Below are 21,350 nucleotides of genomic sequence, written 5' to 3' on the forward strand. Positions count from 1 at the left end.
AGACGTATAATCATGGTTGGTCGACACTCGAAGTGAGTCGTGAACCTAGGCGAATGGGCGGCGGAGCTTTCCGATGAAACTAATCCGACTTGTAGCAGCGGCATCGCTCATGGCGGCGGGGGCCGCGCTGGCTGAAGTTCGCGCCCAACAGCCCGCGGCTCCGGCGGTCACGCCGCCGACGACAGATGAGCGTTACACCGAGGGTGCGCCGACGCCGGAGCAGTTGGAGGCGCAGCGCCTGGCCATCTGGGATAGCAAGGAGATGGTCGAAGCGCGGGAATGGTTGGTCGATCACATGGCGCGATCAGCGCGGATCACTCCCTCGCAGTCGAAACGATACATGGACGAGCTTGAGCGTCTGAATGCCGAGCAACTAAAGCTCTGGCTGATGACGTTCGAGGAGCAACAGGCGGAGCGGGCGCGACAGCGAGATTCGTTTGAGCGCGCGCGCCGGCAATCAGTCGACAACGCAATGCGCGAGAACCAGGCGACTCAGCAAGCCGCCGAGAACATCAACAGGACGCGAACCGAAGCGGCGAAGATCGCGCAAGAGTCGTTGCAGAGCATGCAACAACAGGCGCAGGAGCGTTCGCGCCAACTGGTCAGCGATCGCGACGCGGCGGCGACGGCGGCGCTGCAATCATCGCCCTACATCTGGCTGAACACCTTGCCGTGGGGACCGTATGCGGGGTACCCGGTCGGCGGCGGCGCCGCGATCGATCCGGCGGCATTTCAAGGCGTGTTGGGGGTGCGCGAACGGCAAGGAACCGTGGCGCCAGGGACGCCTCAGAGCGGCGTCCCGATTCGCTGATCGTGCTCAGCCCACGGCCTAAGGATGGCGGGAAATCCGGCCCGTCTTCAGTCGACGACCGCCGGCAAATAGGGGCGTGCCGGCATCTGCCGCCGATCGCCGCGACGATCGCTGGTTGCGTAAAGACTGCGGCGTCCCTCTTTTTGCGAGATATTCTCTGGCTAAACAAGTAAATAGCTATTTTTTGATTGATATCGTATCATCGCGTGCGTATTCTGTGGCCGATGGAGACGTCTTAAAGGGAGTCATCGACTTGCCATTTTGCAACTTCGAGGGACTTCCATGCGGGTAAAGGCGTTGTTAATCGTTGGCTTACTGTTAGGCATTCGGCCGGCAAGCGGTTCGATCTTGTTGGAATACAATTTTTCAGGGGAGGCCGGAACTCAGATCTCGACCGCTGCGAGTCAAACTGCCGTCGGGCTCACCGCGAGCGTTTTTCGCAGAGGTTTTGGACTTGAGCCGATCGCGCTCTCCGATTCAATTGCCGCTCGTGGGTGGACTTCGGGTGAGGTCGAAAAGGAACTCGACTATTTTGAGTTCATGATGACGCCCGCCGGCGGCGCCACGCTGGACGTGAATGAAATTGCGTTCGGCGAGCGGCGAAACGGAACCGGAGTGAGAGCATTCACCCTGCGCTCAAGCCTTGACGGTTTCATTACCAACCTCATCACGCCGTTCGATGTTCCGGACAACGCGGACCTCCGTGGACACGCGTTGGCCCTCGACGGCTCCTTCGACGCCATCTCGGCACCGATCATTTTTCGACTTTACGGGTATTTTTCCGAAGCGGCAGTCGGCCGCTGGGGAATCGGAAACCACCCCGATTTGGGCGCGTTTCGCGTGAGTGGGTCGGTAAGTCAAAGCGACCCCAATCCAGTAGAGATTGCGCATGCTCCCGAACCAGCATCGCTGATCATTTGGGGCCTGGTTGGCACGATTGGAACGATCGCGGTCGTGGCATGTAAGAGGGCGGAGATTCAGTCGGCGACTCAGCGGCGGTGGCGGTAGGGCTTGGCGTCACCGTGGGTCGCCGCTAACGCACATCACCACGTAAATCCACAGCCGAGCGCCCGACCAACCAGATTGGCCCCGCCGATCCCGGCGGACGCGAAGGAGATCGTGGTGAGTTCGCCAATGGTGCCGCCGAAGCCGGCCCCCCCAGTTGGCGGGCCGACGACGTGCCATTTCTGATACTCGAGTGCTGTACGTAAGAACGCGCTGGCCGGGACGAAACGCAGCGGAAAGTCCATCTGCAGACCGACCTAGTACTCCCAGATATCGAGTGCAGCGTCGGCGTCTGCGCGCGTCACGGTCGCGGCGCCGACGAGCGGGGCGCTCGGCGACGAAGCCACCGTGCCGTTGGCGCGGCCGAACGAGGTCGTGTGGCCGCCGAGGCAGCAGCCGCGGAAACTGGAGTAGAAGGTGGAGGGCGAGTTGCCCGTTTCACCTGCATTTATCCGTCATCGGTTCCACGAGGCAAGTTGCCGCGAGCGCGGCGGCGCCAGCGTCGCGCGCACCGCAGGCCGCAGCCTTTCCCAAGCGGCAGGAAATCCTTCGCTCAGGTGTGCTAGCCCACCATGTCGGCTTCGGCGTACGAGCCAAGCAGCGAAAGCCTTAATGCTTTCTTCCGCAGCGATGCGATCGCCCTTTTGACGCGCAGCTCGGCCGGATGCCCTTGGAACTCCAAGAAAAAGAGATAACGGCCGCGAGCCCCGGGAATGGGGAACGACTCGATCCAGGTCAGGTTAAGCCGATGCCGCTTAAAGATTGCCATTGCGTCGGCCAGCGCCCCCGGCTCGTGAGGAGCCTCAAAGACCAGCGACGTCTTGTCCTTGCCCGTACGATCGGACGCGTGCGTTCCGATGATGGCGAACCGGGTGACATTCTCTGAATTGTCTTCGATGTTGCGGGCCAACACCGATAGGCCGTGATTTGTCGCGGCTTGCTCGGCGCCAATCGCGGCCGTATCGGGCTCGGCCGCGGCGAGACTAGCCGCCTCGGCAGTGCTCGAGGCAGGTTCGACCTTCACGCCAGGAAGATGAGCGGCCAGCCAGTTGCGGCACTGCGAGAGGGCTTGGGGCTTGCTGCAGACGCGGCGGATCTCGCTCCGGGCACCCCGGCCGAGCAGGCAGTGGTGAATGCGGAGGGGGACTTCGCCGCAGATTTGAACATGGGGCGGCGCCGCCTCGGCTGAGCCCGGAGCGCCGTTCATCCGGGCGAGACGTTCGAGTGAATCGGCGACGCGGCCATCGGTGGAATTCTCGATCGGGGCGACGCCGAACTGGGCGTGGCCTTGTTCGACCTCGTCGAACACGCTGGCGATTGTGGCGACCGCTACGAGTTCGGCGCTTTGACCGAACCGAGCGATGGCCGCCAGGTGGCTATAAGTGTACGCGGGTCCGAGGTAGGCGACGCGAATTGGTTGGTTAGCGGAGCGGATGCCGCTAAGCAGCTCGCGGAACACAGCCTGTATCGCGCCGGCCGAAAGCGGGCCGTCGTTGTTGTCGACGGCGAATTGGAGTACAGCCGGGTCCGCGACGGCGGATGCCGACTGCTCGACCGCCGTCTCGCCACGGGCGTCGGCGAGTTCTCCGTTGGCAATCGCTGCGGCGGCACGCTCGTTCAGTAATTCAACCAGCTGCCGGTCGAGTTTGCGAAGTTGGGCGGCGGTGACCTTCTTCTTTGGCATGGCGCGACACGGCGAATCGAGTTCAAAATGACGAGTTAGCGGCGGGTGTCAAACTGGCACTTCGTGCCGCACGAATATCTCGGACCGACAATTCCGTCGCTGCCAATGTGACAGACCGGCCAAATGGCGGCGTTCATTCCATCAAGTCTAGCGTGTGTTTTAAGTCGTTATCTCGCAGCTACTTGCATTTCGGCGTGCAAGTTCGGCGGCCGCCGGCACAACCTTTGCCTTAACAGGGTTGCAGTAAGTGGAAAACAACGCGGCGGCTGCCGTCGTGGCATGCTGCGCTCGCATTACAACATATCCTACGCGATCAACCTCCGCACTGGAGAGGAGAGATTCAAATGGCTAGCGGCGAAAAAATCATCGGCATTGATCTCGGTACCACCAACTCGGTGGTCGCTGTGATGGAAGGCAAAGAAGCAAAAGTCATCCCGAATCCGGAAGGCAATCGTCTGACGCCAAGCGTCGTGGCGTTTACCGACAAGGGCGAGGTGCTGGTGGGCGATTTGGCCCGGCGACAGGCGGTGACTAATCCCACGAAGACGGTCTACTCGATCAAGCGATTCATGGGACGGCGGCACAATGAAGTCGCCTCCGAAGAGAAAATGGTTCCCTACAAAGTCGTAGGCGGGCCGGAAGACTATGTGAAAGTCGACGTTGGCGGGAAGGAATTCACTCCGCCCGAGGTGTCGGCGAAGATTCTGCGCAAGCTCAAGGAATCGGCCGAGGCTTACTTGGGTCACAAGGTGAACAAGGCGGTCATCACCGTGCCGGCGTACTTCAATGACGCGCAGCGTCAGGCGACCAAAGACGCCGGGCAAATTGCCGGCCTCGAAGTCGCCCGCATCATCAACGAGCCGACGGCAGCGTCCCTAGCGTACGGCCTCGACAAGAAGGCGCAAGAGAAAATCTGCGTCTTCGACCTCGGCGGCGGCACGTTTGACGTTTCCGTGCTGGAAGTCGCTGACGGCGTCTTCCGCGTGATGAGCACCAACGGCGACACCCACCTCGGCGGCGATGATTTCGACGAAGAGTTGATGAAGTACGTCGCTGGCGAGTTCCAGAAAGAGCAGGGGATCGACCTTCGCAAAGATCGCATGGCGCTCCAGCGGCTACAGGAAGCGTGCGAGAAGGCGAAGAAAGAACTCAGCACGGCGCAATCGACCGACATCAATCTGCCGTTCATCACGGCCGACGCGAATGGTCCGAAGCACTTGCAGATGAACATCACTCGGGCGCAGTTCGAGAAGATGGTCGACGGGCTCGTGGAGCGCTGCCGCGTGCCGCTGGTGCAGGCCCTCAAGGACGCGAAGCTGAAGCCGAGCGAGATCGACGAAGTCGTCCTGGTCGGCGGTTCGACCCGCATCCCGAAGGTGCAGGAACTGGTCAAGGAGATCTTTGGCAAGGATCCGCACAAGGGCGTGAATCCCGACGAAGTCGTGGCGATCGGCGCCGCGATCCAGGGCGGCGTTCTCTCGGGCGAAGTCCAGGACATCCTGCTGCTGGACGTCACTCCGCTCAGCCTCGGCATCGAGACCCTCGGCGGCGTGATGACCAAGCTCGTTGAGAAGAACACGACGATCCCGACCGAGCGGAAGCAAGTCTTCAGCACGGCGGACGATAACCAGACGGCGGTCACGGTACGCGTGTTCCAAGGCGAGCGCGAGATGTGCGCCGACAACCGCCTTCTGGGCCAGTTCAACCTGGAAGGAATTCCGCCAGCGCCGCGCGGCGTGCCGCAGATCGAAGTCAAATTCGACCTCGACGCCAACGGCATCCTCAGCGTTGCCGCGAAGGACCTCGGCACCGGGAAGGAACAGACCGTCAAGATCGAGCAATCGAGCGGTCTGTCCGAGGACGAGATCAAGCGGATGCAGCAAGACGCCGCGGCACACGCCGAGGAGGACAAGAAGAAGCGCGAATTGGTCGAAGCTCGTAATCAGGCCGACTCGATGGCTTACCAAATCGAGAAGACCGTGAAAACGAACGCCGACAAGCTGAAAGACTCCGACAAGCAGGCGCTCGAAGCGGCGGTGACGAAGGTGCGCGAAGCGGCCAAGGGCGACAACGCGGCGACGATCAAGACTGCCGTGGCGGAACTCGAGGCGGCGTCGCATGCCATGAGCGAAGCCTTGTATAAGTCCGCGGCTGCCAGCGGGGGCGATGGTGCTGCTGCTGACGGTACGAAGACGGCGAGCGGCTCGACGGCCGACGACGACGCGATTGACGCGGAGTTTGAGGTAAAGAGTTGAGCAGGGAAGCCGCAAGGCACGCAGACTAACGACTAGCTGCCGGCCGGGCTTCCCTGGCCGGCAGCTTTTTTTCTACTAAGGCTGAGCGATAAGTTCAGTTTGGCGGCCGCTGGATGATGCAACGCACTACCGGCGACTTATAGGTATGAATAATCATCGGTCGGCGCCGACTCGCCGAGAAGGAGGCCCAGTATGGCCTTTCGTTTCGATAAACTTACTCAGAAAGCGCAAGAAGCCGTCCAGCGGGCGCAAGAGATCGCGGCCGATGCGGGGAATCCGCAGATTGAGTCGCTCCATCTGCTTTCTGCGCTCGTCGACGAGCAAGAGGGGATCGTCCGCCCGCTGCTCGACGCGGTGGGCGTCAATCAACAGCAGTTGCGTCAGATGATCACGGCCGAGCTCTCGCACTTGCCGAAGGCGAGCGGCGGCGCTCCGCCCCAGCTCGGAAGCGAACTGACGCGAGTACTCGACGCTGCTCAGCAGGCGGCCGCGGAAATGAAGGACGACTTTGTTTCGACGGAGCACTTACTATTAGCGCTGTCGCGCACCAAGTCGAAGGCGCAGGATACGCTCAAGCTCAACGCGGTGAGCGAGAAAGATCTATTGGCGGCGATGCAGAAGGTGCGCGGCTCGGCCCGCGTCACGGATCAGAACCCGGAAGGGAAGTTCCAGGCGCTGGAGAAGTATGGCATCGACCTCGTCGCTCGCGCGGCGCAAGGCAAGCTTGACCCGGTCATTGGCCGCGATCAAGAAATCCGCCGCGTCGTGCAGGTCCTCTCGCGGCGGCGGAAGAACAATCCAGTGCTCATCGGCGACCCCGGCGTCGGCAAGACGGCGATCGCCGAGGGACTCGCGCTGCGCATCGTGCAAGGGGACGTGCCGCAGAGCCTCAAGAACAAGAAGGTGGTCGCGCTCGACATGGGCGCCCTCATCGCGGGGGCGAAGTATCGCGGCGAGTTCGAAGAACGGCTGAAGGCGGTGCTGCGCGAAGTCCAGGACGCGCAGGGACAAGTCATCCTGTTCATCGACGAGCTTCACACTGTCGTCGGAGCCGGCGCTGCCGAGGGGGGGAACGATGCGGCTAATTTGCTGAAGCCGGCTCTCGCCCGCGGCGAGCTGCGCTGCATCGGCGCCACGACGCTCGACGAGTATCGCAAGTACATCGAGAAGGACGCAGCCTTGGAGCGGCGCTTCCAGCCGGTCTTTATCGGCGAGCCGTCGGTCGAGGACACGATCGCCATCCTCCGTGGACTGAAGCCGCGCTACGAGGCTCACCACAAGGGGGTGAAGATCAAGGACTCGGCGCTCGTCGCCGCGGCCGAACTGTCGCACCGTTACATCGCCGATCGATTCTTGCCCGACAAGGCGATCGATCTGATGGACGAGGCGACGAGCCGGCTGGCGATGGAGCTCGAAAGCGTGCCGGAAGAGATCGACCGCATCCAGCGGCGGCTCGTGCAACTCGAACTTGCGGCCCGACAACTGGCTGAGGAGAAGGAGGAGCATGCGCAGCAGCGGCTGGAAGAGATCAACGAGGAGATGGAAGAACTCCGTCGCGAGTTGGCCAATCTGCGCGAGCAGTGGGAAAGCGAAAAACTCGGCGTCGGCGACGTTGCGCAGGTTCGGGAAGAACTGCAGAAGGCCGACCACGAGTACACGCAGCTCGCCGCGAGCGTGAAGGAGCGGCAGTCGATGGGCCAAGTGGTTGGCGAGGACCTCTACCAATCGCTCTACGTCCTCGACAGCAAGCGGAAGAAGCTGCAACAACGGCTCGAAGAGCTGGAAAAGCTGCAAGGAACCCCGGAGGCTGAAGCGTCGAAGGGGAAGAAACGCCTGCTGCGCCAGGAAGTCGGCCCCGACGAAATCGCCGAGGTGGTGAGCGCGTGGACCGGCATCCCGGTGAGCCGGATGCTCGAAGCGGAGCGAGCCAAGCTGCTTGTGCTGGAGGAACGGCTTCATCAGCGCGTGGTCGGCCAGGACGAGGCGGTGCGCGCCGTGGCGAACGCCGTGCGGCGCAGCCGCAGCGGATTGCAAGATCCGAATCGGCCCATCGGTTCGTTCCTGTTTTGCGGCCCGACCGGCGTCGGCAAGACCGAGCTCTGCAAGGCGCTGGCGGAGACGCTGTTCGATGACGAGAACGCGATGGTCCGCATCGATATGAGCGAGTTCATGGAGAAGCATACCGTGAGCCGTCTCATCGGGGCGCCTCCCGGCTACGTTGGCTACGAGGAAGGGGGCAAGCTGACCGAAGCAGTCCGCCGTCGTCCTTACTCAGTGGTGCTGCTCGACGAGATCGAAAAGGCGCACCGCGACGTCTTCAACATCCTGCTGCAGGTGCTCGACGATGGCCGATTGACAGACAACCACGGCCACACGGTCGACTTCACCAATACGATCGTGGTGATGACGTCGAATGTCGGCAGCCAGGTGATTCAGCAGATCGCGGCGGAGAATGGCACGCAGGAGGAGATGCGCGATGCGCTCGACGAAGCGCTGAAGACGCGCTTCCTGCCGGAGTTCCTCAACCGGATTGACGACATCATCGTCTTCCATCCGCTTGATCGTTCGCAAGTTGGCAGAATCGTCGACCTGCAACTCGTGCGACTGGAGAGGCAACTTGCGAAAGCGGGCCTGCATCTGCACGTTACGCCGGCGGCGCGGGAGCGGATCGCGACGTTGGGTTACGACCCGGCGTTCGGGGCTCGGCCGGTGAAACGCGTGATCCAGCAGACGATCCAAAACCCGCTCGCGACCGAGTTGCTGCGAGGCGAGTATCCGGAGGGTTCGACGATCGAAGTCGACGCCGACGGCGATGGAGACGATTTCGTCTTCCGTCGCGTCGACGGCGGCGTAAGCCAGCCGGTCGGCTCGCGGAAGTGACGAGAGCCTGAACCAAACGAGACGGCGCCGTGGCGACGCGAATGGGCGATCGTCACGGCGCCATCTTTTGTTGTCCTGGCTTTTCGCGCCGCGGCTCGCCGCTCCGCAGCGAGTCCTTCAAGCTGATAAAGTCCGACAGTAAGAAGATCACCGTCACGAACGCCAGCGTAATCTCGCTGAGCGTGAGCAGCTTCGCCGGGATCGATTGCGGCGTGATGTCGCCGTAGCCGAAGAACATGAAGTTCAGCGCGCTGTAATAGAAGAACTCGAAAACCAACTCCGCGCCGGCGAGCGTTTCGTTCACCCCGCCGAAGCTGCTCTTTGCTTGGCGATAGAGCAAGTGGAAGTCGAGTGCGAACGACGCCATAATCTGCCACATGTTCACGAGCATCAGCAGCATGAACTTGTAGTAGGGCGTGTTCAGCGCCGTCGCTTGCCAGAGCTGGCGAATGTTCTCGACGCCGAAGAAGAGCGTCTTCGCCCACGCGGCCGCGAGGATAAGGGCCGTCATCGTCGGCGCACGCAGTTGCCCGGAATCGAGCAAATCGAGCAGCGCGTACCAGACGCCGAAAATGGCGGCGAACTCGACGGCGTTGCGGACCATCAGCCTGAAGAGCTTGATCCGCATGCGAGGTCGCCTCTATCGGCGCAACATAGCCGGCGCATTAGCCAGCGAAGTGTCGCCAGCGCGGGTTTAGCGATCGCTCTCAACAAGCTTCCATCGATCGATCAATTCCTCGGCTCCTGGCGTGAGGTTGCGGAGCTTGCGGGCGATTTCGGTCTTCTCCGATTGGGTCGCCTTCGGCAGCTTGGCCTTGAGCTTGGTCAGCTTTTCCTGACGCGACCGGCGTTGACGAAGATCACGCTTACGTTGAGAGGCGCCCACGCGATGATTCCTTAGCTACGGACAGTGATCGGTACATCGAACGGCAATCGAGCCCGGGACTGGCGGGCGACCGCAGCGTTCCGTCGAGAATCCCTGTTTCTATCAGCCTCCCAGCCGCTCGTCAATCGCGAGGGCCGCGTTCAGGTATCAGGTTGCGGGGTTCAGAAAAACTCCTGTCCCACCGCCGGCTGAACCCCTCCAAACTCAGATGGCGTCGATCTGGGGCATCTGCCAAAATCCACTCATGGACTATCCGGGAATCGACGGCTTTTTGGGTACCCGCGCGTCGCTGATGCTCGACGTCGTGTTCGTGGCAATGTTCGCGATCGTCCCGACCCTCGCGTGGAGCATCTGGCTCGTCAAGTACCGCCGGAATTATCTGCTTCACAAGCGCATTCAAGTCGGGCTGATGCTCGTGCTCGGCGTCGCGGTCGGACTGTTTGAAATCGACGTCCGCTTCGTCAGCGGCTGGCGCGAGCGGGCGGAGCCGTCCCCTTATTTCGCGTCGACGGCGTCGGCTGGACCCGTATGGGATGCGATTTTCGTTAACCTGCTAGGGCGACCCGCGACGCCCGGCTGGGTGTTTCGCTCGTTGCTGATCCATCTCGTCTTCGCCGTCAGCACCAGCGTGCTCTGGGTCTGTGTCGGCGTGCGGGCGCTGCGGCGATTTCCCGATCCCCCCGAACCAGGCCCGCATAGCCCCAGTCATCTCAGGTGGGGAAGAATCGCCGCATGGGACATGGTGCTGACCGCCTGCACCGGCTGGATCTTTTATTGGTTGGCGTTCGTGGCCTAGACCTCGGAAGTACATGGCGCCCAGTAACAGGACCGGGTGACGCGAAAGGGCAAGTCCCGCCCCCCGCCGCTTGCCGCCTTGCAACGAGCGCGGGCGGGCGCAATACTCACATAGCAACTACGGTCGGGTGGCAGAGCGGTTGAATGCACCGGTCTTGAAAACCGGCGTACACGAAAGTGTATCGGGGGTTCGAATCCCTCCCCGACCGCTTCAATAAGTCAGCGAGGAAAGCGTATCTCTGCACCCGAACCTGTTGAGCGCCGCGAAGCGCCTCGCTTCAAAGCCGCGGATTGATTCTCGGCTCGCTCGCCAAGATGCGGTTGGGCTACTCATAGCCATCCCGCCTTCTTCACTATCCATCTTACGAAGGAAATGGCTCTGTACTCGCGACGCCCCAGAGAACGTAACCACCGCCAGTTTCAGGGAGGACCACGATACGGATGTCGGTCATCACGAAGACGGTCCTGCTGCTCGCCGCGTCGAACGTCTTTATGACGTTTGCATGGTACGGCCACCTCAAGAATCTTGCGTCGAAGCCTTGGTACGTGGCAGCGCTAGTGAGCTGGGGCATTGCCTTGTTCGAATACCTGCTGCAGGTGCCCGCCAATCGGATTGGGCACACTGAGTTGGAAGTCGGACAATTGAAGATCATGCAAGAGGCGATCACGCTCTCGGTCTTTGTGCCGTTTGCCGTGTTTTACCTGAAGGAGCCGGTGCGATTAAACTATCTGTGGGCGGCCCTCTGTCTGTGTGGAGCGGTTTATTTTGTTTTCCGTAAGTGACTCGATCGGCTCTGTTTGGAGACCCACGACATCCGCGTTGGTCGCGGCAATAGCTCTCATCTTCCACTGCGTCGCGGGGCCTCAGGTGGCCAGCGGCGAAGCGCCGCAAACGCTCGTCGCGGGTAGGATTTGGACGGGGCAATCCGAGCTGCCCTGGGCCGAGGCGATTGTCATCGAGGGCGAACGCATCCTCTTTGTCGGCGACCGAGAGGCGGCGGCCAAGCGACTTCGACCCGACGCGACGGTGATCGATGCCGAGCAAGGCATCGTCGTGCCGGGACTGATCGACGCCCACATCCATTTGATCGACGGCGGCCTGCATCTCACCTCGGTCCAATTGCGAGATGCCGATACACGGTCGAAGTTCGTGGACCGGATCGGTGCGTTTGCCAAAGCACAACGCCAGGAGGGAGCTTGGATCACCGGCGGCGACTGGGATCACACGGTCTGGGGAGGCGAGCTTCCCGATCGCGCCTGGATCGACGAGGTAACGCCGAAGACGCCGGTGTGGATCTCGCGGCTCGACGGGCACATGGCGCTTGCCAATAGCGCCGCGATGCGGGCCGCAGGCGTTGGCGACGACGTGACCGACGTTGCTGGCGGTGAGATTGTGCGCGACGCCAACGGTCGGCCGACGGGGCTGTTCAAAGACAACGCGATGTCGCTCATCGAGCGCGCCGTTCCGCCGATTTCGCTTGGCGACCGACTTACGGCCGCCGTCGCGGCGATGGAGTATCTCAACGCGCAGGGCGTGACAGCCGTCCATCACATGGGGACGTGGCAAGACGTGGAGGTGTTCCGACTTGCTCATAAGCTAGGGGCGCTGAAGGTTCGCATCTACGCCTGCACGCCGCTGGGGCAGTGGCAGCGGCTGGCTGAAGAGGTGAGTCGAGCTGGGCGCGGCGACGAGTGGCTGCAGATTGGCGGGCTGAAAGGGTTTGTCGACGGATCGCTCGGGTCGCATACGGCTGCGTTCCTCACCCCGTTCGACGATGCGCCGAAGGACCGTGGCTTGCTGGTGAACAGCACGGAGGATCTCGAAAGTTGGACGGAGGGGGCCGATCAGGCAGGACTGCAAGTGGCGGTCCACGCCATCGGCGACCGAGCGATCCGGTTGAAGCTGGACGTCTTCGAGCGCGTCGCGAAACGGCACGGGGAACGTGACCGGCGGTTTCGGATCGAGCACGCGCAACACATTGATCCGGCCGACATTCCGCGCTTTGGCGATCTCGGCGTGATTGCCAGCATGCAGCCCTATCACGCCATCGATGACGGCCGTTGGGCCGAACGAGTCATCGGTGCGCGACGGAGTGAAACGACCTACGCCTTCCGTTCGCTGATCGACGCGGGAGCGCGTTTAGCCTTCGGCAGCGACTGGTTCGTGGCGCCGGCAACGCCGCTGGCGGGCATCGACGCGGCCGTCAATCGCCGGACGTTGGACGGCAAATACCCCGACGGCTGGGTCCCAGCGCAAAAGATTTCGGTCGAGGAGGCGCTACGAGCGTACACGAGCGGCGCCGCCTTCGCTGCGTTCCGTGAGCATGATCTAGGGACGCTTGAAGCGGGCAAGCTGGCCGACCTGGTGGTGCTCGACCGCGATATCGCTCGTGGCGACGCCATTGCCGACGCGATCGTAAACGTAACGATGGTGGGCGGACGCATTGTCTACCAGCGCCGGAAAGGGGAAACTAACGGATCTGCCCATCGTCCCTAGCCCCGCCCCATCCGTTCCAGCCTTTCCATGCCGCAGATCACTTTTTCCAACGTGACGATTGCCTACAACGGGCCGGCGCTGCTCGACGGCGTCTCATGCAATATCGAAGCGGGCCAGCACATTGGTCTGCTCGGCCGCAACGGCAGCGGGAAGACGACGCTCATGCGAATGCTGGCCGGGATCGAGACGCCGGATCACGGGACGATCGAACTTTATCCCGGGACTCGGGTCGCCCTCCTGCCGCAAGACGTGCCGCCGGAGATTGCCGGCGACGTGCGCAGCATTGTGACGGCGGGCGCTCATCAACTGGCGAACGATCATGAAACGGAATGGGAGGAGTCGGTTCGCATCGACCGCACGCTGCGCGAAATGCAACTCGACGCCGACGCGGATTTCCTGTCGCTCTCCACCGGCATGAAGCGTCGCGTGCTCCTGGCGCAGGCAATTGCTGGCGCCGCGGACGTATTGCTGCTCGACGAACCGACGAATCACCTCGACGTGGGGTCGATCGAATGGCTCGAAAACTACCTCTCGCGCTGGCGAAAGACGCTGTTGTTCGTCACCCATGACCGCGCCTTTCTGACGAAGCTCGCCGACCGGATTCTCGAGATTGATCGGGGCAAGCTCTTCGATTGGTCCTGCGACTATCCGACGTTTTTAGTACGCAAGGAAGAGGCGCTCGAGGCCGAGGAAAAGCAGAATGCCTTGTTCGACAAGAAGCTGGCGCAAGAAGAGGTTTGGATTCGGCAAGGCATCAAGGCGCGCCGTACGCGGAATGAGGGAAGAGTACGGGCGCTAAAGGAACTGCGGCGGATTCGGAGCCAGCGTCGCGACGTCGTGGGCAACGTGCAACTCGAGATTGACGAAGGAGAACGGAGCGGCGCGCTGGTGCTGAAATCTGAGAACGCGTCGTTCGGCTATCACGGCCAGCCGATCATTCGTGGCGTCACGACGACGGTCATGCGCGGCGACAAGATTGGCATCATCGGACCGAATGGCGCCGGCAAGTCGACGTTGCTGCGCGGACTGCTCGGGCAGCTGCCGCCGCTCGCGGGAACAGTGCGGCAGGGGACCAATCTACAAGTCGCCTACTTCGACCAGACGCGCGATCAACTCGATCCCAGCCAGACTGCCGAGGAAAACGTCGGCGAAGGGAAGTCAAGCGTGACGATCGGCGGAAAGACGCGGCACATTATCGGCTACCTGCAGGATTTTCTATTCACCCCGGAGCAAGCGAGATCGCAGATCCGGTTCTTTTCCGGCGGACAGCGTAACCGCCTTTTGCTGGCCAAGTTGTTCGCCAAGTCGGCGAATCTACTGGTGATGGACGAACCGACGAACGATCTCGACAGCGAGACGCTCGAGTTGTTGGAAGAGCGGCTCGTCGCCTACGAGGGGACCGTCCTGCTGGTAAGCCATGATCGCGCGTTCCTGAACAATGTCGTCGGCAGCACGATCGTCTTCGAAGGAGATCAGCTACGCGAATATGTCGGCGGCTACGACGACTGGGTGCGACAGCGGCAAGCGAGTGCGGAGCGCGAAGCAGAGACGGGCCTTGCGGCGCCGGGGAGCGCGGCAAAGACCGGGGCCAGCAACGGGTGGCGTGACGTTGGAGCTAATACCGCGGCGGCGCCCAAGGGGAAAAAGCTCAGCTTCAAGGAGCAGCGAGAGTTGCAACAACTGCCAAGCCGCATTGAGTCGCTCGAGGCGAAGCTCGCTGCGTTGCACGAGGAAATGGCTCGGCCGAATTTCTTCAAACAACCGGGCGGCGTCGCCGTCGCCAAGCAGGCTGAGGAAAAGGCTGTCGCCGCCGAACTACAGACCGCCTACGCCCGGTGGGAACAATTGGAACAGTTAGACGGCTAGCAGCAATCGACCGGCGCGGCGCGGAATCGCGGGCTATAGTTTTCCACGCTCCGCAGCCGTTGAATGGCGGTCGTTCCGTGCAGCGGCAGCCTCACGGCCCACCTTTCCTCCGCAGGTCGATTAATGCTCGCATGCAGCCGTTCGGTGACACGGGCGATTTTCCTCATCGCACTCCTCTCACCCGCACCGCTCGGAGCTGAGCCGGTGGCCGCGCCAACGGTCGCGCCGATGACGCCACAGCAGGCGCTCGACGATCTGAAGGCTGGAAATCTGCGCTTTGCCGACGATGGGCTCCGCGAGGCGAAGCTCGGGTCAAAACGCCGCATTCAACTAGCCCAGGGCCAGCACCCGATGTCGGTGGTGCTGACTTGTTCCGACTCGCGGGCGGCGCCGGAGATCATCTTCGACCAGGGGCTTGGAGAAATCTTCGTTGTACGCGTCGCGGGGAACGTGGGCGGTCCGGAAGTCTACGCTTCGATCGAGTATGCGGTGGCCGAGTTGAAGGCCCCGCTGGTGGTGGTGCTCGGCCATACACACTGCGGCGCGGTGGCGACAGCGCTCAAGGCGAAGGAACTGCCGAGCTACAATCTCAAGCTCCTGATTGGGCTAGTCAACGTGGGCGAAAATCTGCCGAAAAACCCGGAATTGGCTCTCGCGGCGGCGATCCGGAACAATGTCCGCGAGCAAACGCTGTATCTCACGCAACAGAGCGAAATTATCAGGCGGGCCGCCAAGGGCGGACAGATCATGATCGTGCCGGCGCTTTACGACCTGGAAAGCGGTCGCGTCACGTGGGGTAATCCGGGCGAGTCGTCGATAGCCGAGGTCAATGCGGCAACTGTCGACGCGAACGTGCCCGCGAGCGCGGCGAAGTAATACGGTTCGGTCGTCGTTACGCACGGCATCAGTTCCAAAACTTTCGATCGAGCGTGCGGTAGTTCACCGCTTCGCCCAAATGCTCTTGGCGGATGGCATCGCTGTCGTCAAGGTCGGCGATCGTGCGGGCGACGCGGAGGATTTTGTCGTGAGCGCGGGCCGAAAGGCCTTGCTCGGCGACGCTTGACTCGAGCAAGTCGCGGCTGGCGGCGTCGAGCGTGCATACCTGCCGGACTTGCCGACTCGTCATCTGGCCGTTGGTTTGTTTGGCGCTGCCGAGCTGGCGAAAACGTTCTGCCTGGCGGGTTCTGGCAATCTCGACCTGCTCGCGCATCGTCGCACTGTCGGTGCCGCGGGGGCCGGTGGATAGTTCCTTGAACGGCACCGCGGCAACCTCCAGGTGGATGTCGATGCGGTCAAGCAGCGGCCCGCTGATTTTCGACATGTATCGCTCTATTTGTGGGACGGAGCAATGGCACTCGCGGCGCGGGTCGTTGCGGAAGCCGCAGGGGCACGGATTGAGCGAGGCGATCAGCATGAAGTCCGCGGGGAAATGCGCGGCTCGCATCGCCCGGCTGATCGAGACGGTGCCGTCTTCCAACGGCTGCCTGAGCACTTCGAGCGTGGTACGGTTAAACTCGGGAAGTTCGTCGAGGAACAGGACGCCGTTGTGGGCGAGGCTGATTTCGCCCGGCGCGGGGGTCGAACCGCCGCCGACGAGGCCGGCGTTGCTGATCGTGTGATGGGGCGCCCGGAACGGCCGGCGAACCATCAGCGGGCGGCCGGGCGGCAGTTTGCCCATCGCGCTGTAGATGCGGCTCGTTTCGATCGATTCGTCCGCCGTGAGTTGCGGCAGGATCGTGGCGACCCGCTTGGCGAGCATCGTCTTGCCTGCTCCGGGAGGTCCGACGAATAACACGTTGTGGCGACCTGCGGCGGCGATGGTGACGGCCCGCTTGGCCATCTCCTGGCCGCGCACGTCGGCGAAGTCTTCCTCGTAAGAGCCGAGTTCTTCGAACAACTCGCCGACGCGCGACGGCGTCGGTTCGATGTGGAGCTCTTCGATCAAGAACGCGGCGGCCTGCGTGACGCTGTCGACGGGAATGACTTCGATTCCCTCGACCACCGCCGCCTCGGCCGCGTTGGCGCTGGGGACGATCAAGCCGCGAAGCTGGCCGTTGGCCGCCGCTGCCATGGCCATCGAGAGGGCCCCTTTGACTGGTCGCATGGCGCCGTCGAGGGCAAGCTCGCCGACGACGGCGTAGCGGTCGAGCAAGTCCGAAGCAATTTGCCCGCTCGCGGCGAGCAGGCCCAGGGCGACCGGCAGGTCGAACGACGACGCCTGTTTGGGGAGTTCGGCCGGGGCCAGATTGATCACGACGCGGTTGGCGGGGAGCACAAAGCCGCTGTTCACCAGGGCCAGCTCGATGCGGTGGATGCTCTCCTTGACCGCCTGCTCGGGAAGCCCGACGAGAACCGTTTTGGGGAGGGCCGAGGGAGAGACGTCGACCTCAACCTCGACGGGAAGGGCGTCGATCCCCAGCAGCGAAAAGGTGTGGAGCTTGGCGAGCATGGAGGATAGTGTACCAACCCCATGAGGAAGTCGTTTGTCCTTTTTATCCGTGAGATGGCCTTGCTCAAAACCGCGTGGCGACGGACAAAACCCTCGCTCCGCGGCGGCTGGCAGGCCGGCGGAGGCGGTAACAGTCGACGAATTGGATGTTCAGAGCGACATGAGTTTTGGGACGGTCGACGTCCAGACGCAGGAAATTGTCGGTCAAAACCTCCTCACCTCCGGGGGCTGCGCTGGCCGGTTCGTTCGCGGAGCCAAGCGGCGGCCTGAGGGTTCGTTTGGGCAGCGCGGCGGATCACCTGAAGCGGCGAACTGCGGGCGACTATGGCGGCGGCTTCGAGGCGGCGCTGGAACTGAGGGTCGAAGTCGGCGTGGCGACGAATAGTTTTGACGTTGCAGCCCATGGCCCGGGCGACCGCGGCGAACGAGTGGCCGGCCGCTACCAAGCGGCAGATTTCCTGGCATTTTTCAGCGTTCAAACGACGTGGACGGCCGATGGGCATGGGCGGACCTCATTTGTCGCGGCCACAAGCGGGCTTGCGAAGCCTGGAGGTAATGTGTACGGACGTTCATTGTGAGCGTCGCGGGTGGCCAAAAGCAAGCCGGTAGTTGGGAGATTTTTCGGCGCGCCGCTGGGGCGGAACGGGGGCGGGCGATCGGCCGCCCCGGGGGGAACCGGCGTAAGCTACAAATGACATGCGGCAGGCTAGCCACCGATGACGCAAAGCGGAGCTCGACGCAGCGTCCGTACGGTTTTTTGGGCGGTCTCGGCAGGTCGGAGGAGTTCGAGCGGGGTTATAGGCGTTCGCCCGGTAACTGGCTCGCTTGCTTCACCCACGCGGCGAATTGCTTTTCATCGATCTCGTCGTCTTCCCGGATGTCGAGGTAGCGGACTTCCTGCTGCTTCGACTCTCCCGGCGGCACAGGCCGAAGCAAGGCGCCGCGAAAGAAGGCGACTTTGACGTACTTCGCGAAGCAATGGAAACTGAGGAACCAGCCCTCTCCCTCGACGCCGTAGAAGGGAGAATTCCATTTCACCGCTTTCTGCACGCCTGGCAGGGTACGCTCGATGATCGCGTCGAGGCGGCGGCCGACGTCCTGTTTCCAGCCGGGCATGGCCGCGATGTACGCCTTCACGGGAGCGTCGCCCTCGGCTTTGGCAATCTGAGGGTTGCCGCCGGAGAGGAGTTTGGCTGGTTTTGCGGCAGCGGGCCGTTGGGGGCTTTTCTTGGCCATGGGAGCATTGGCGGGGAAGGTTTGGCGCTGAGTTTTTGTAAGACAGCGTTCGCTGGGGTTACCAATACTGCTGACGCGAGGATTCGAATTGGTTGAGGACGATCGACAAGCGCTGTTTCTCACCTGGCTGGACGAGCATGGCTCGTCGGTGGTGAAGGTGGCGCGCGCCTATACCCTCACCGGGGACGAGTGTCAGGATTTGGCGCAGGAAATCCTGCTGCAGGCCTGGCGGTCGGCGCCGAGTTTTGCGGGCAAGGCGACCGCGGCGACATGGTTCTATCGGGTGGCGCTCCACACGGCGATGAACTGGAAGCGGAAGGATGGTCCGCGACGGACCCGTCAACAGCCGCTGTTAGATGTACAAGTCGTGCCGGCGGACGGGGCGTGCAGCACCGAGCAAGTGCAGCAGCGCGAGACGGTGGAGCAGCTCTACCGCGCCATCCACCAATTGCCGAAAGCCGATGCGGCGCTCGTGCTGCTCTATCTCGACGAATTGAGCTATCGGGAGATGGCTGACGTGCTGGGCATATCGGAGAGCAACGTGGGCGTGAAGCTCAATCGGGCGAAAAAAGCGCTCAGCGCCCTGATGAACGGAGAGTCCCATGGACCCTGATCAACTTCAGCAAGCGTGGCGGGCTCAATCGTCGCAGACGCGCGTGACGGTTGACGCCGACTTGCTCCGTAAGGAAGTGGAGCGCAACCAACGAGATTTTGGAGCGACGATTCTTCGTCGCGACGCGGTCGAGATCGGCGTGGCGCTGTTGCTGTTGCCCTATTGGGTTTACAAGGGCCTCACGAGTTCGCTGCCTTGGACATGGTGGCTGACCGTGCCGGCAATTTTGTGGGTCGTGGGATACTTCTTAGCGGATCGTCGACGCTACCCACAAACGCCCAGCAGCCCGGGAACGCCGCTGCTCGATTGCGTGAAGAATTCATTGGGTCAGATCGAGCATCAGATCTGGCTGCTGCGACATGTTTTCTGGTGGTACTTATTGCCATTCACGATTTCGATCCTGGCGTTCTTTGCTCACGTCTCCTTACAAACTTCTGAAGGCTGGCTGGAGGCGATTGGTACCGGAAGTCTCTCGTTCGGCTTTCTCATCGCGCTGTATTCCTTCATCGATTACATCAATCAGCGCGCTGTTCGCACGGAGCTTGAGCCGCGACGGCGAGAATTGCTCGCGCTGCTGGCCAGCCTAAACGGAGACGACGCTGCTGGGGAGCTTGCGACCACTGGGGAGGCAGAACGCTTTGGAAGTTCTGGCGTGCTCCGACGCTGGTTGGTCGTCGCTGTTGCGACCCTCGTGATCTACGGGATACTCCTAATGGTGGCGGGCGGGGCGCCTTGTTCTGGCTACGCTGACGCCCCGCGGCGCAGCGGCCCGGCAAGCGACTGGTTGGCGAAGTTGATCGTCGATCAGCGGAAAGAAAAGCAACTCGTCGGCCTCGCCGCGATGGTGACCGTCGATGGGAACGTCGAGGCCGCGGCGGCCCATGGCGAGCGGAAGGTCAGGAGCGGCGTCTCCGTCGAGACGAGCGACCGCTGGCATCTCGGCGGGATCAGCAAGAGCGTCACGGCGACGATGCTCGCGCGATTGGTCGAAGCGGGAAAGATGAAATGGACGGACACCATCGGCGACGCGTTTCCAGAGGACTCGGTTCATGAGGATTGGAAATCGGTCACGCTCCAGCAATTGCTGACCGACACGGCTGGTGCACCGGCGAACTTTCCTCGGAAAATTTGGGCCCAGCACCCTGCGCTCGGTCCCAAATGCACCGAAGCGCGTCGAGAAGCTGTGCTGGACGTGCTGGCAGAGAATCCGGCCTCCCCGCCGGGTGAGGAATATGTCTATTCGAATGTCGGCTACACGATTGCGGCGGCGATGGCGGAGCAGGCGACCGGCGCTCACTGGGAAGAGCTCGTGAAGCAAGAGGTGTTCGATCCTTTGGGGCTCGCTGACTCAGGATTTGGCCCGCCCGAGAGCGGCGACGAGACGCTTGAGCAGCCGCGGGGTCACCGCGTTCGCCTGGGCGGGAAAGCGGCCGCCGAGGACACAGAAGACAATACGCCCATCATCGGCCCGGCGGCCACGATTCACATGTCGCTGCCTGATCTCTGCACCTACGCCGCCGAACACCTTCGCGGCGACCTTGGCGAGGGCGAGTTCCTCTCCGCCGAGACTTATCAACTGCTGCACGAACGCGACTTCGGTCCGTATTCATCCGGCTGGATCAGAAGGCTGGAAGGAGACGAAGGGCACCGCTACACGGTGTACTGGCACAACGGATCGAACACGATGTGGTACGCCTTCGTGGCGTTCATTCCCGAAATGAAGCTGGTGGTGGCCGTTGTCGCGAACGACGGCGACAGCGATGCGGCCGAAGCGGCGGCGTGGGAGATTGTGAAGGCGAGTGTCAATCAGTTCGACTTCCTAACCGATGGTCGGCGCGGCAAATCATTGGAGGGCGCTGAGCCGGCGACTCCATGAGAGGACAGCTGCAGGAGACGAATCTGACGACGATGGCTGAGAGTGCACGACGGATGCATGCCGAAACTAGCTCTAGATCGTCAGCGCTGCCTGTCTCGCAGCTATACGGTGACAGACTGCTGGCACCGAAGTGGTTGCGATTTTGGCGAGCGCAGTAGTGGAAATCGGTGGTCGGCGGATCTTAAATTGGCTTGGCGCCCACGGGCGGGCAGTCATTTCGATCACGGTTCAAGGAGCCGAACGATGGTCTACCAGGTCTATGCAGATGGCGTCGGCGAATGGCGATGGCGACTGAAAGCGGACAACGGCAATGTGCTGGCTGACTCTGGCGAGGGGTACGCGAAGAAAATTGATTGCTACGCGGGGATCAACAAGGTGAAGGCCAGCAGCGACGCCAAGGTCGAGGAAACGTAGCGAAACGGAGTGGTGGACGGCCGCGGTGGCGTCTCGTGGACGCGCCGCGGCCGTCGCCTCTGCGTGCGTCCCCACCGTATAGG

Annotated in this window: 20 protein-coding genes and 1 tRNA gene; 14 read left to right on the plus strand and 7 right to left on the minus strand. The window is 62.2% G+C overall.

Annotation, left to right across the window (positions count from 1 at the left end):
- Positions 1–73 precede the first annotated feature (73 nt).
- Positions 74–811 carry a hypothetical protein gene (locus I41_RS09195; protein ID WP_145432264.1) on the plus strand — a complete coding sequence of 246 codons (738 nt, stop codon included), beginning with the start codon at positions 74–76 and terminating at the stop codon, positions 809–811.
- A 282-nt stretch (positions 812–1,093) separates the two neighbouring features.
- Positions 1,094–1,819, plus strand: coding sequence for a hypothetical protein (locus I41_RS09200; RefSeq protein WP_145432265.1), 726 nt, complete (start codon positions 1,094–1,096; stop codon positions 1,817–1,819).
- 35 nt (positions 1,820–1,854) lie between these two features.
- On the opposite strand, the gene I41_RS27685 is transcribed toward I41_RS09200, so the two are convergent.
- Both I41_RS27685 and pheA read right to left on the minus strand, forming a co-directional pair.
- Positions 1,855–2,061 carry a hypothetical protein gene (locus tag I41_RS27685; RefSeq protein WP_145432266.1) on the minus strand — a complete coding sequence of 69 codons (207 nt, stop codon included), beginning with the start codon at positions 2,059–2,061 and terminating at the stop codon, positions 1,855–1,857.
- Between the two features lie 317 nt (positions 2,062–2,378).
- Entirely contained in the window at positions 2,379–3,500 is a 1,122-nt protein-coding gene (pheA, locus tag I41_RS09210) for a prephenate dehydratase (RefSeq protein WP_145432267.1), read from the minus strand.
- Between the two features lie 344 nt (positions 3,501–3,844).
- On the opposite strand from pheA, the gene dnaK reads away from it, so the two are divergent.
- Both dnaK and clpB read left to right on the plus strand, forming a co-directional pair.
- Positions 3,845–5,755, plus strand: a complete 1,911-nt coding sequence (gene dnaK, locus I41_RS09215) for a molecular chaperone DnaK (RefSeq protein ID WP_145432268.1) — start codon at positions 3,845–3,847, stop codon at positions 5,753–5,755.
- 192 nt (positions 5,756–5,947) lie between these two features.
- Positions 5,948–8,635, plus strand: coding sequence for an ATP-dependent chaperone ClpB (clpB, locus tag I41_RS09220; protein ID WP_145432269.1), 2,688 nt, complete (start codon positions 5,948–5,950; stop codon positions 8,633–8,635).
- 52 nt (positions 8,636–8,687) lie between these two features.
- Here the strand turns inward: clpB and I41_RS09225 are convergent, their stop codons facing one another.
- Together I41_RS09225 and I41_RS09230 are read right to left on the minus strand one after the other, a co-directional pair.
- The gene (locus I41_RS09225; RefSeq protein WP_145432270.1) at positions 8,688–9,263 is read right to left on the minus strand and encodes an ion channel; all 576 of its coding nucleotides are present in this window, start codon (positions 9,261–9,263) and stop codon (positions 8,688–8,690) included.
- A gap of 66 nt (positions 9,264–9,329) precedes the next feature.
- Positions 9,330–9,521 carry a DUF6800 family protein gene (locus tag I41_RS09230; protein ID WP_145432271.1) on the minus strand — a complete coding sequence of 64 codons (192 nt, stop codon included), beginning with the start codon at positions 9,519–9,521 and terminating at the stop codon, positions 9,330–9,332.
- A 244-nt stretch (positions 9,522–9,765) separates the two neighbouring features.
- Between I41_RS09230 and I41_RS09235 the strand changes: the two genes are divergently transcribed.
- The 5 genes from I41_RS09235 to I41_RS09255 all read left to right on the plus strand — a co-directional run bounded on the left by I41_RS09235 (position 9,766) and on the right by I41_RS09255 (position 14,679).
- The gene (locus I41_RS09235) at positions 9,766–10,317 is read left to right on the plus strand and encodes a DUF420 domain-containing protein (RefSeq protein ID WP_145432272.1); all 552 of its coding nucleotides are present in this window, start codon (positions 9,766–9,768) and stop codon (positions 10,315–10,317) included.
- Between the two features lie 121 nt (positions 10,318–10,438).
- A tRNA-Ser gene (locus I41_RS09240) sits at positions 10,439–10,525 on the plus strand.
- Positions 10,526–10,757: 232 nt separating this feature from the next.
- Entirely contained in the window at positions 10,758–11,099 is a 342-nt protein-coding gene (locus tag I41_RS09245; protein WP_145432273.1) for a DMT family protein, read from the plus strand.
- A 37-nt stretch (positions 11,100–11,136) separates the two neighbouring features.
- Positions 11,137–12,813 carry an amidohydrolase gene (locus I41_RS09250; RefSeq protein WP_210421139.1) on the plus strand — a complete coding sequence of 559 codons (1,677 nt, stop codon included), beginning with the start codon at positions 11,137–11,139 and terminating at the stop codon, positions 12,811–12,813.
- A gap of 27 nt (positions 12,814–12,840) precedes the next feature.
- Positions 12,841–14,679, plus strand: coding sequence for an ATP-binding cassette domain-containing protein (locus I41_RS09255; protein WP_145432275.1), 1,839 nt, complete (start codon positions 12,841–12,843; stop codon positions 14,677–14,679).
- Here the strand turns inward: I41_RS09255 and I41_RS27165 are convergent.
- Positions 14,676–14,846 carry a hypothetical protein gene (locus I41_RS27165; RefSeq protein WP_168206783.1) on the minus strand — a complete coding sequence of 57 codons (171 nt, stop codon included), beginning with the start codon at positions 14,844–14,846 and terminating at the stop codon, positions 14,676–14,678. The genes I41_RS09255 and I41_RS27165 overlap by 4 nt on opposite strands.
- 37 nt (positions 14,847–14,883) lie before the next feature.
- On the opposite strand from I41_RS27165, the gene I41_RS09260 reads away from it, so the two are divergent.
- Complete coding sequence (locus I41_RS09260) at positions 14,884–15,555, plus strand: carbonic anhydrase (RefSeq protein WP_168206784.1); 672 nt, start codon at positions 14,884–14,886, stop codon at positions 15,553–15,555.
- A gap of 28 nt (positions 15,556–15,583) precedes the next feature.
- On the opposite strand, the gene I41_RS09265 is transcribed toward I41_RS09260, so the two are convergent.
- Positions 15,584–17,128 (minus strand): YifB family Mg chelatase-like AAA ATPase, encoded by a 1,545-nt coding sequence (locus tag I41_RS09265; protein ID WP_145432277.1) that lies wholly within the window; start codon positions 17,126–17,128, stop codon positions 15,584–15,586.
- Positions 17,129–17,325: 197 nt separating this feature from the next.
- Between I41_RS09265 and I41_RS28755 the strand changes: the two genes are divergently transcribed.
- Positions 17,326–17,706, plus strand: coding sequence for a hypothetical protein (locus I41_RS28755; RefSeq protein WP_246133844.1), 381 nt, complete (start codon positions 17,326–17,328; stop codon positions 17,704–17,706).
- A 217-nt stretch (positions 17,707–17,923) separates the two neighbouring features.
- On the opposite strand, the gene I41_RS09275 is transcribed toward I41_RS28755, so the two are convergent.
- Positions 17,924–18,364, minus strand: coding sequence for a DUF1801 domain-containing protein (locus tag I41_RS09275; protein ID WP_145432279.1), 441 nt, complete (start codon positions 18,362–18,364; stop codon positions 17,924–17,926).
- A gap of 88 nt (positions 18,365–18,452) precedes the next feature.
- Here I41_RS09275 and I41_RS09280 point away from each other — a divergent pair, with 88 nt between their 5' ends.
- From I41_RS09280 to I41_RS09290, 3 genes are all read left to right on the plus strand, one after another.
- Complete coding sequence (locus tag I41_RS09280; RefSeq protein ID WP_145432280.1) at positions 18,453–18,977, plus strand: RNA polymerase sigma factor; 525 nt, start codon at positions 18,453–18,455, stop codon at positions 18,975–18,977.
- Positions 18,967–20,853, plus strand: coding sequence for a serine hydrolase domain-containing protein (locus I41_RS09285; RefSeq protein WP_145432281.1), 1,887 nt, complete (start codon positions 18,967–18,969; stop codon positions 20,851–20,853). Before I41_RS09280 ends, I41_RS09285 begins: the two co-directional genes overlap by 11 nt.
- A 243-nt stretch (positions 20,854–21,096) precedes the next feature.
- Complete coding sequence (locus tag I41_RS09290) at positions 21,097–21,267, plus strand: YegP family protein (RefSeq protein ID WP_145432282.1); 171 nt, start codon at positions 21,097–21,099, stop codon at positions 21,265–21,267.
- The last annotated feature ends 83 nt before the right edge of the window (positions 21,268–21,350 follow it).

Origin of the sequence: Lacipirellula limnantheis, assembly GCF_007746075.1 — a bacterium.
Lineage (GTDB): Bacteria > Planctomycetota > Planctomycetia > Pirellulales > Lacipirellulaceae > Lacipirellula > Lacipirellula limnantheis.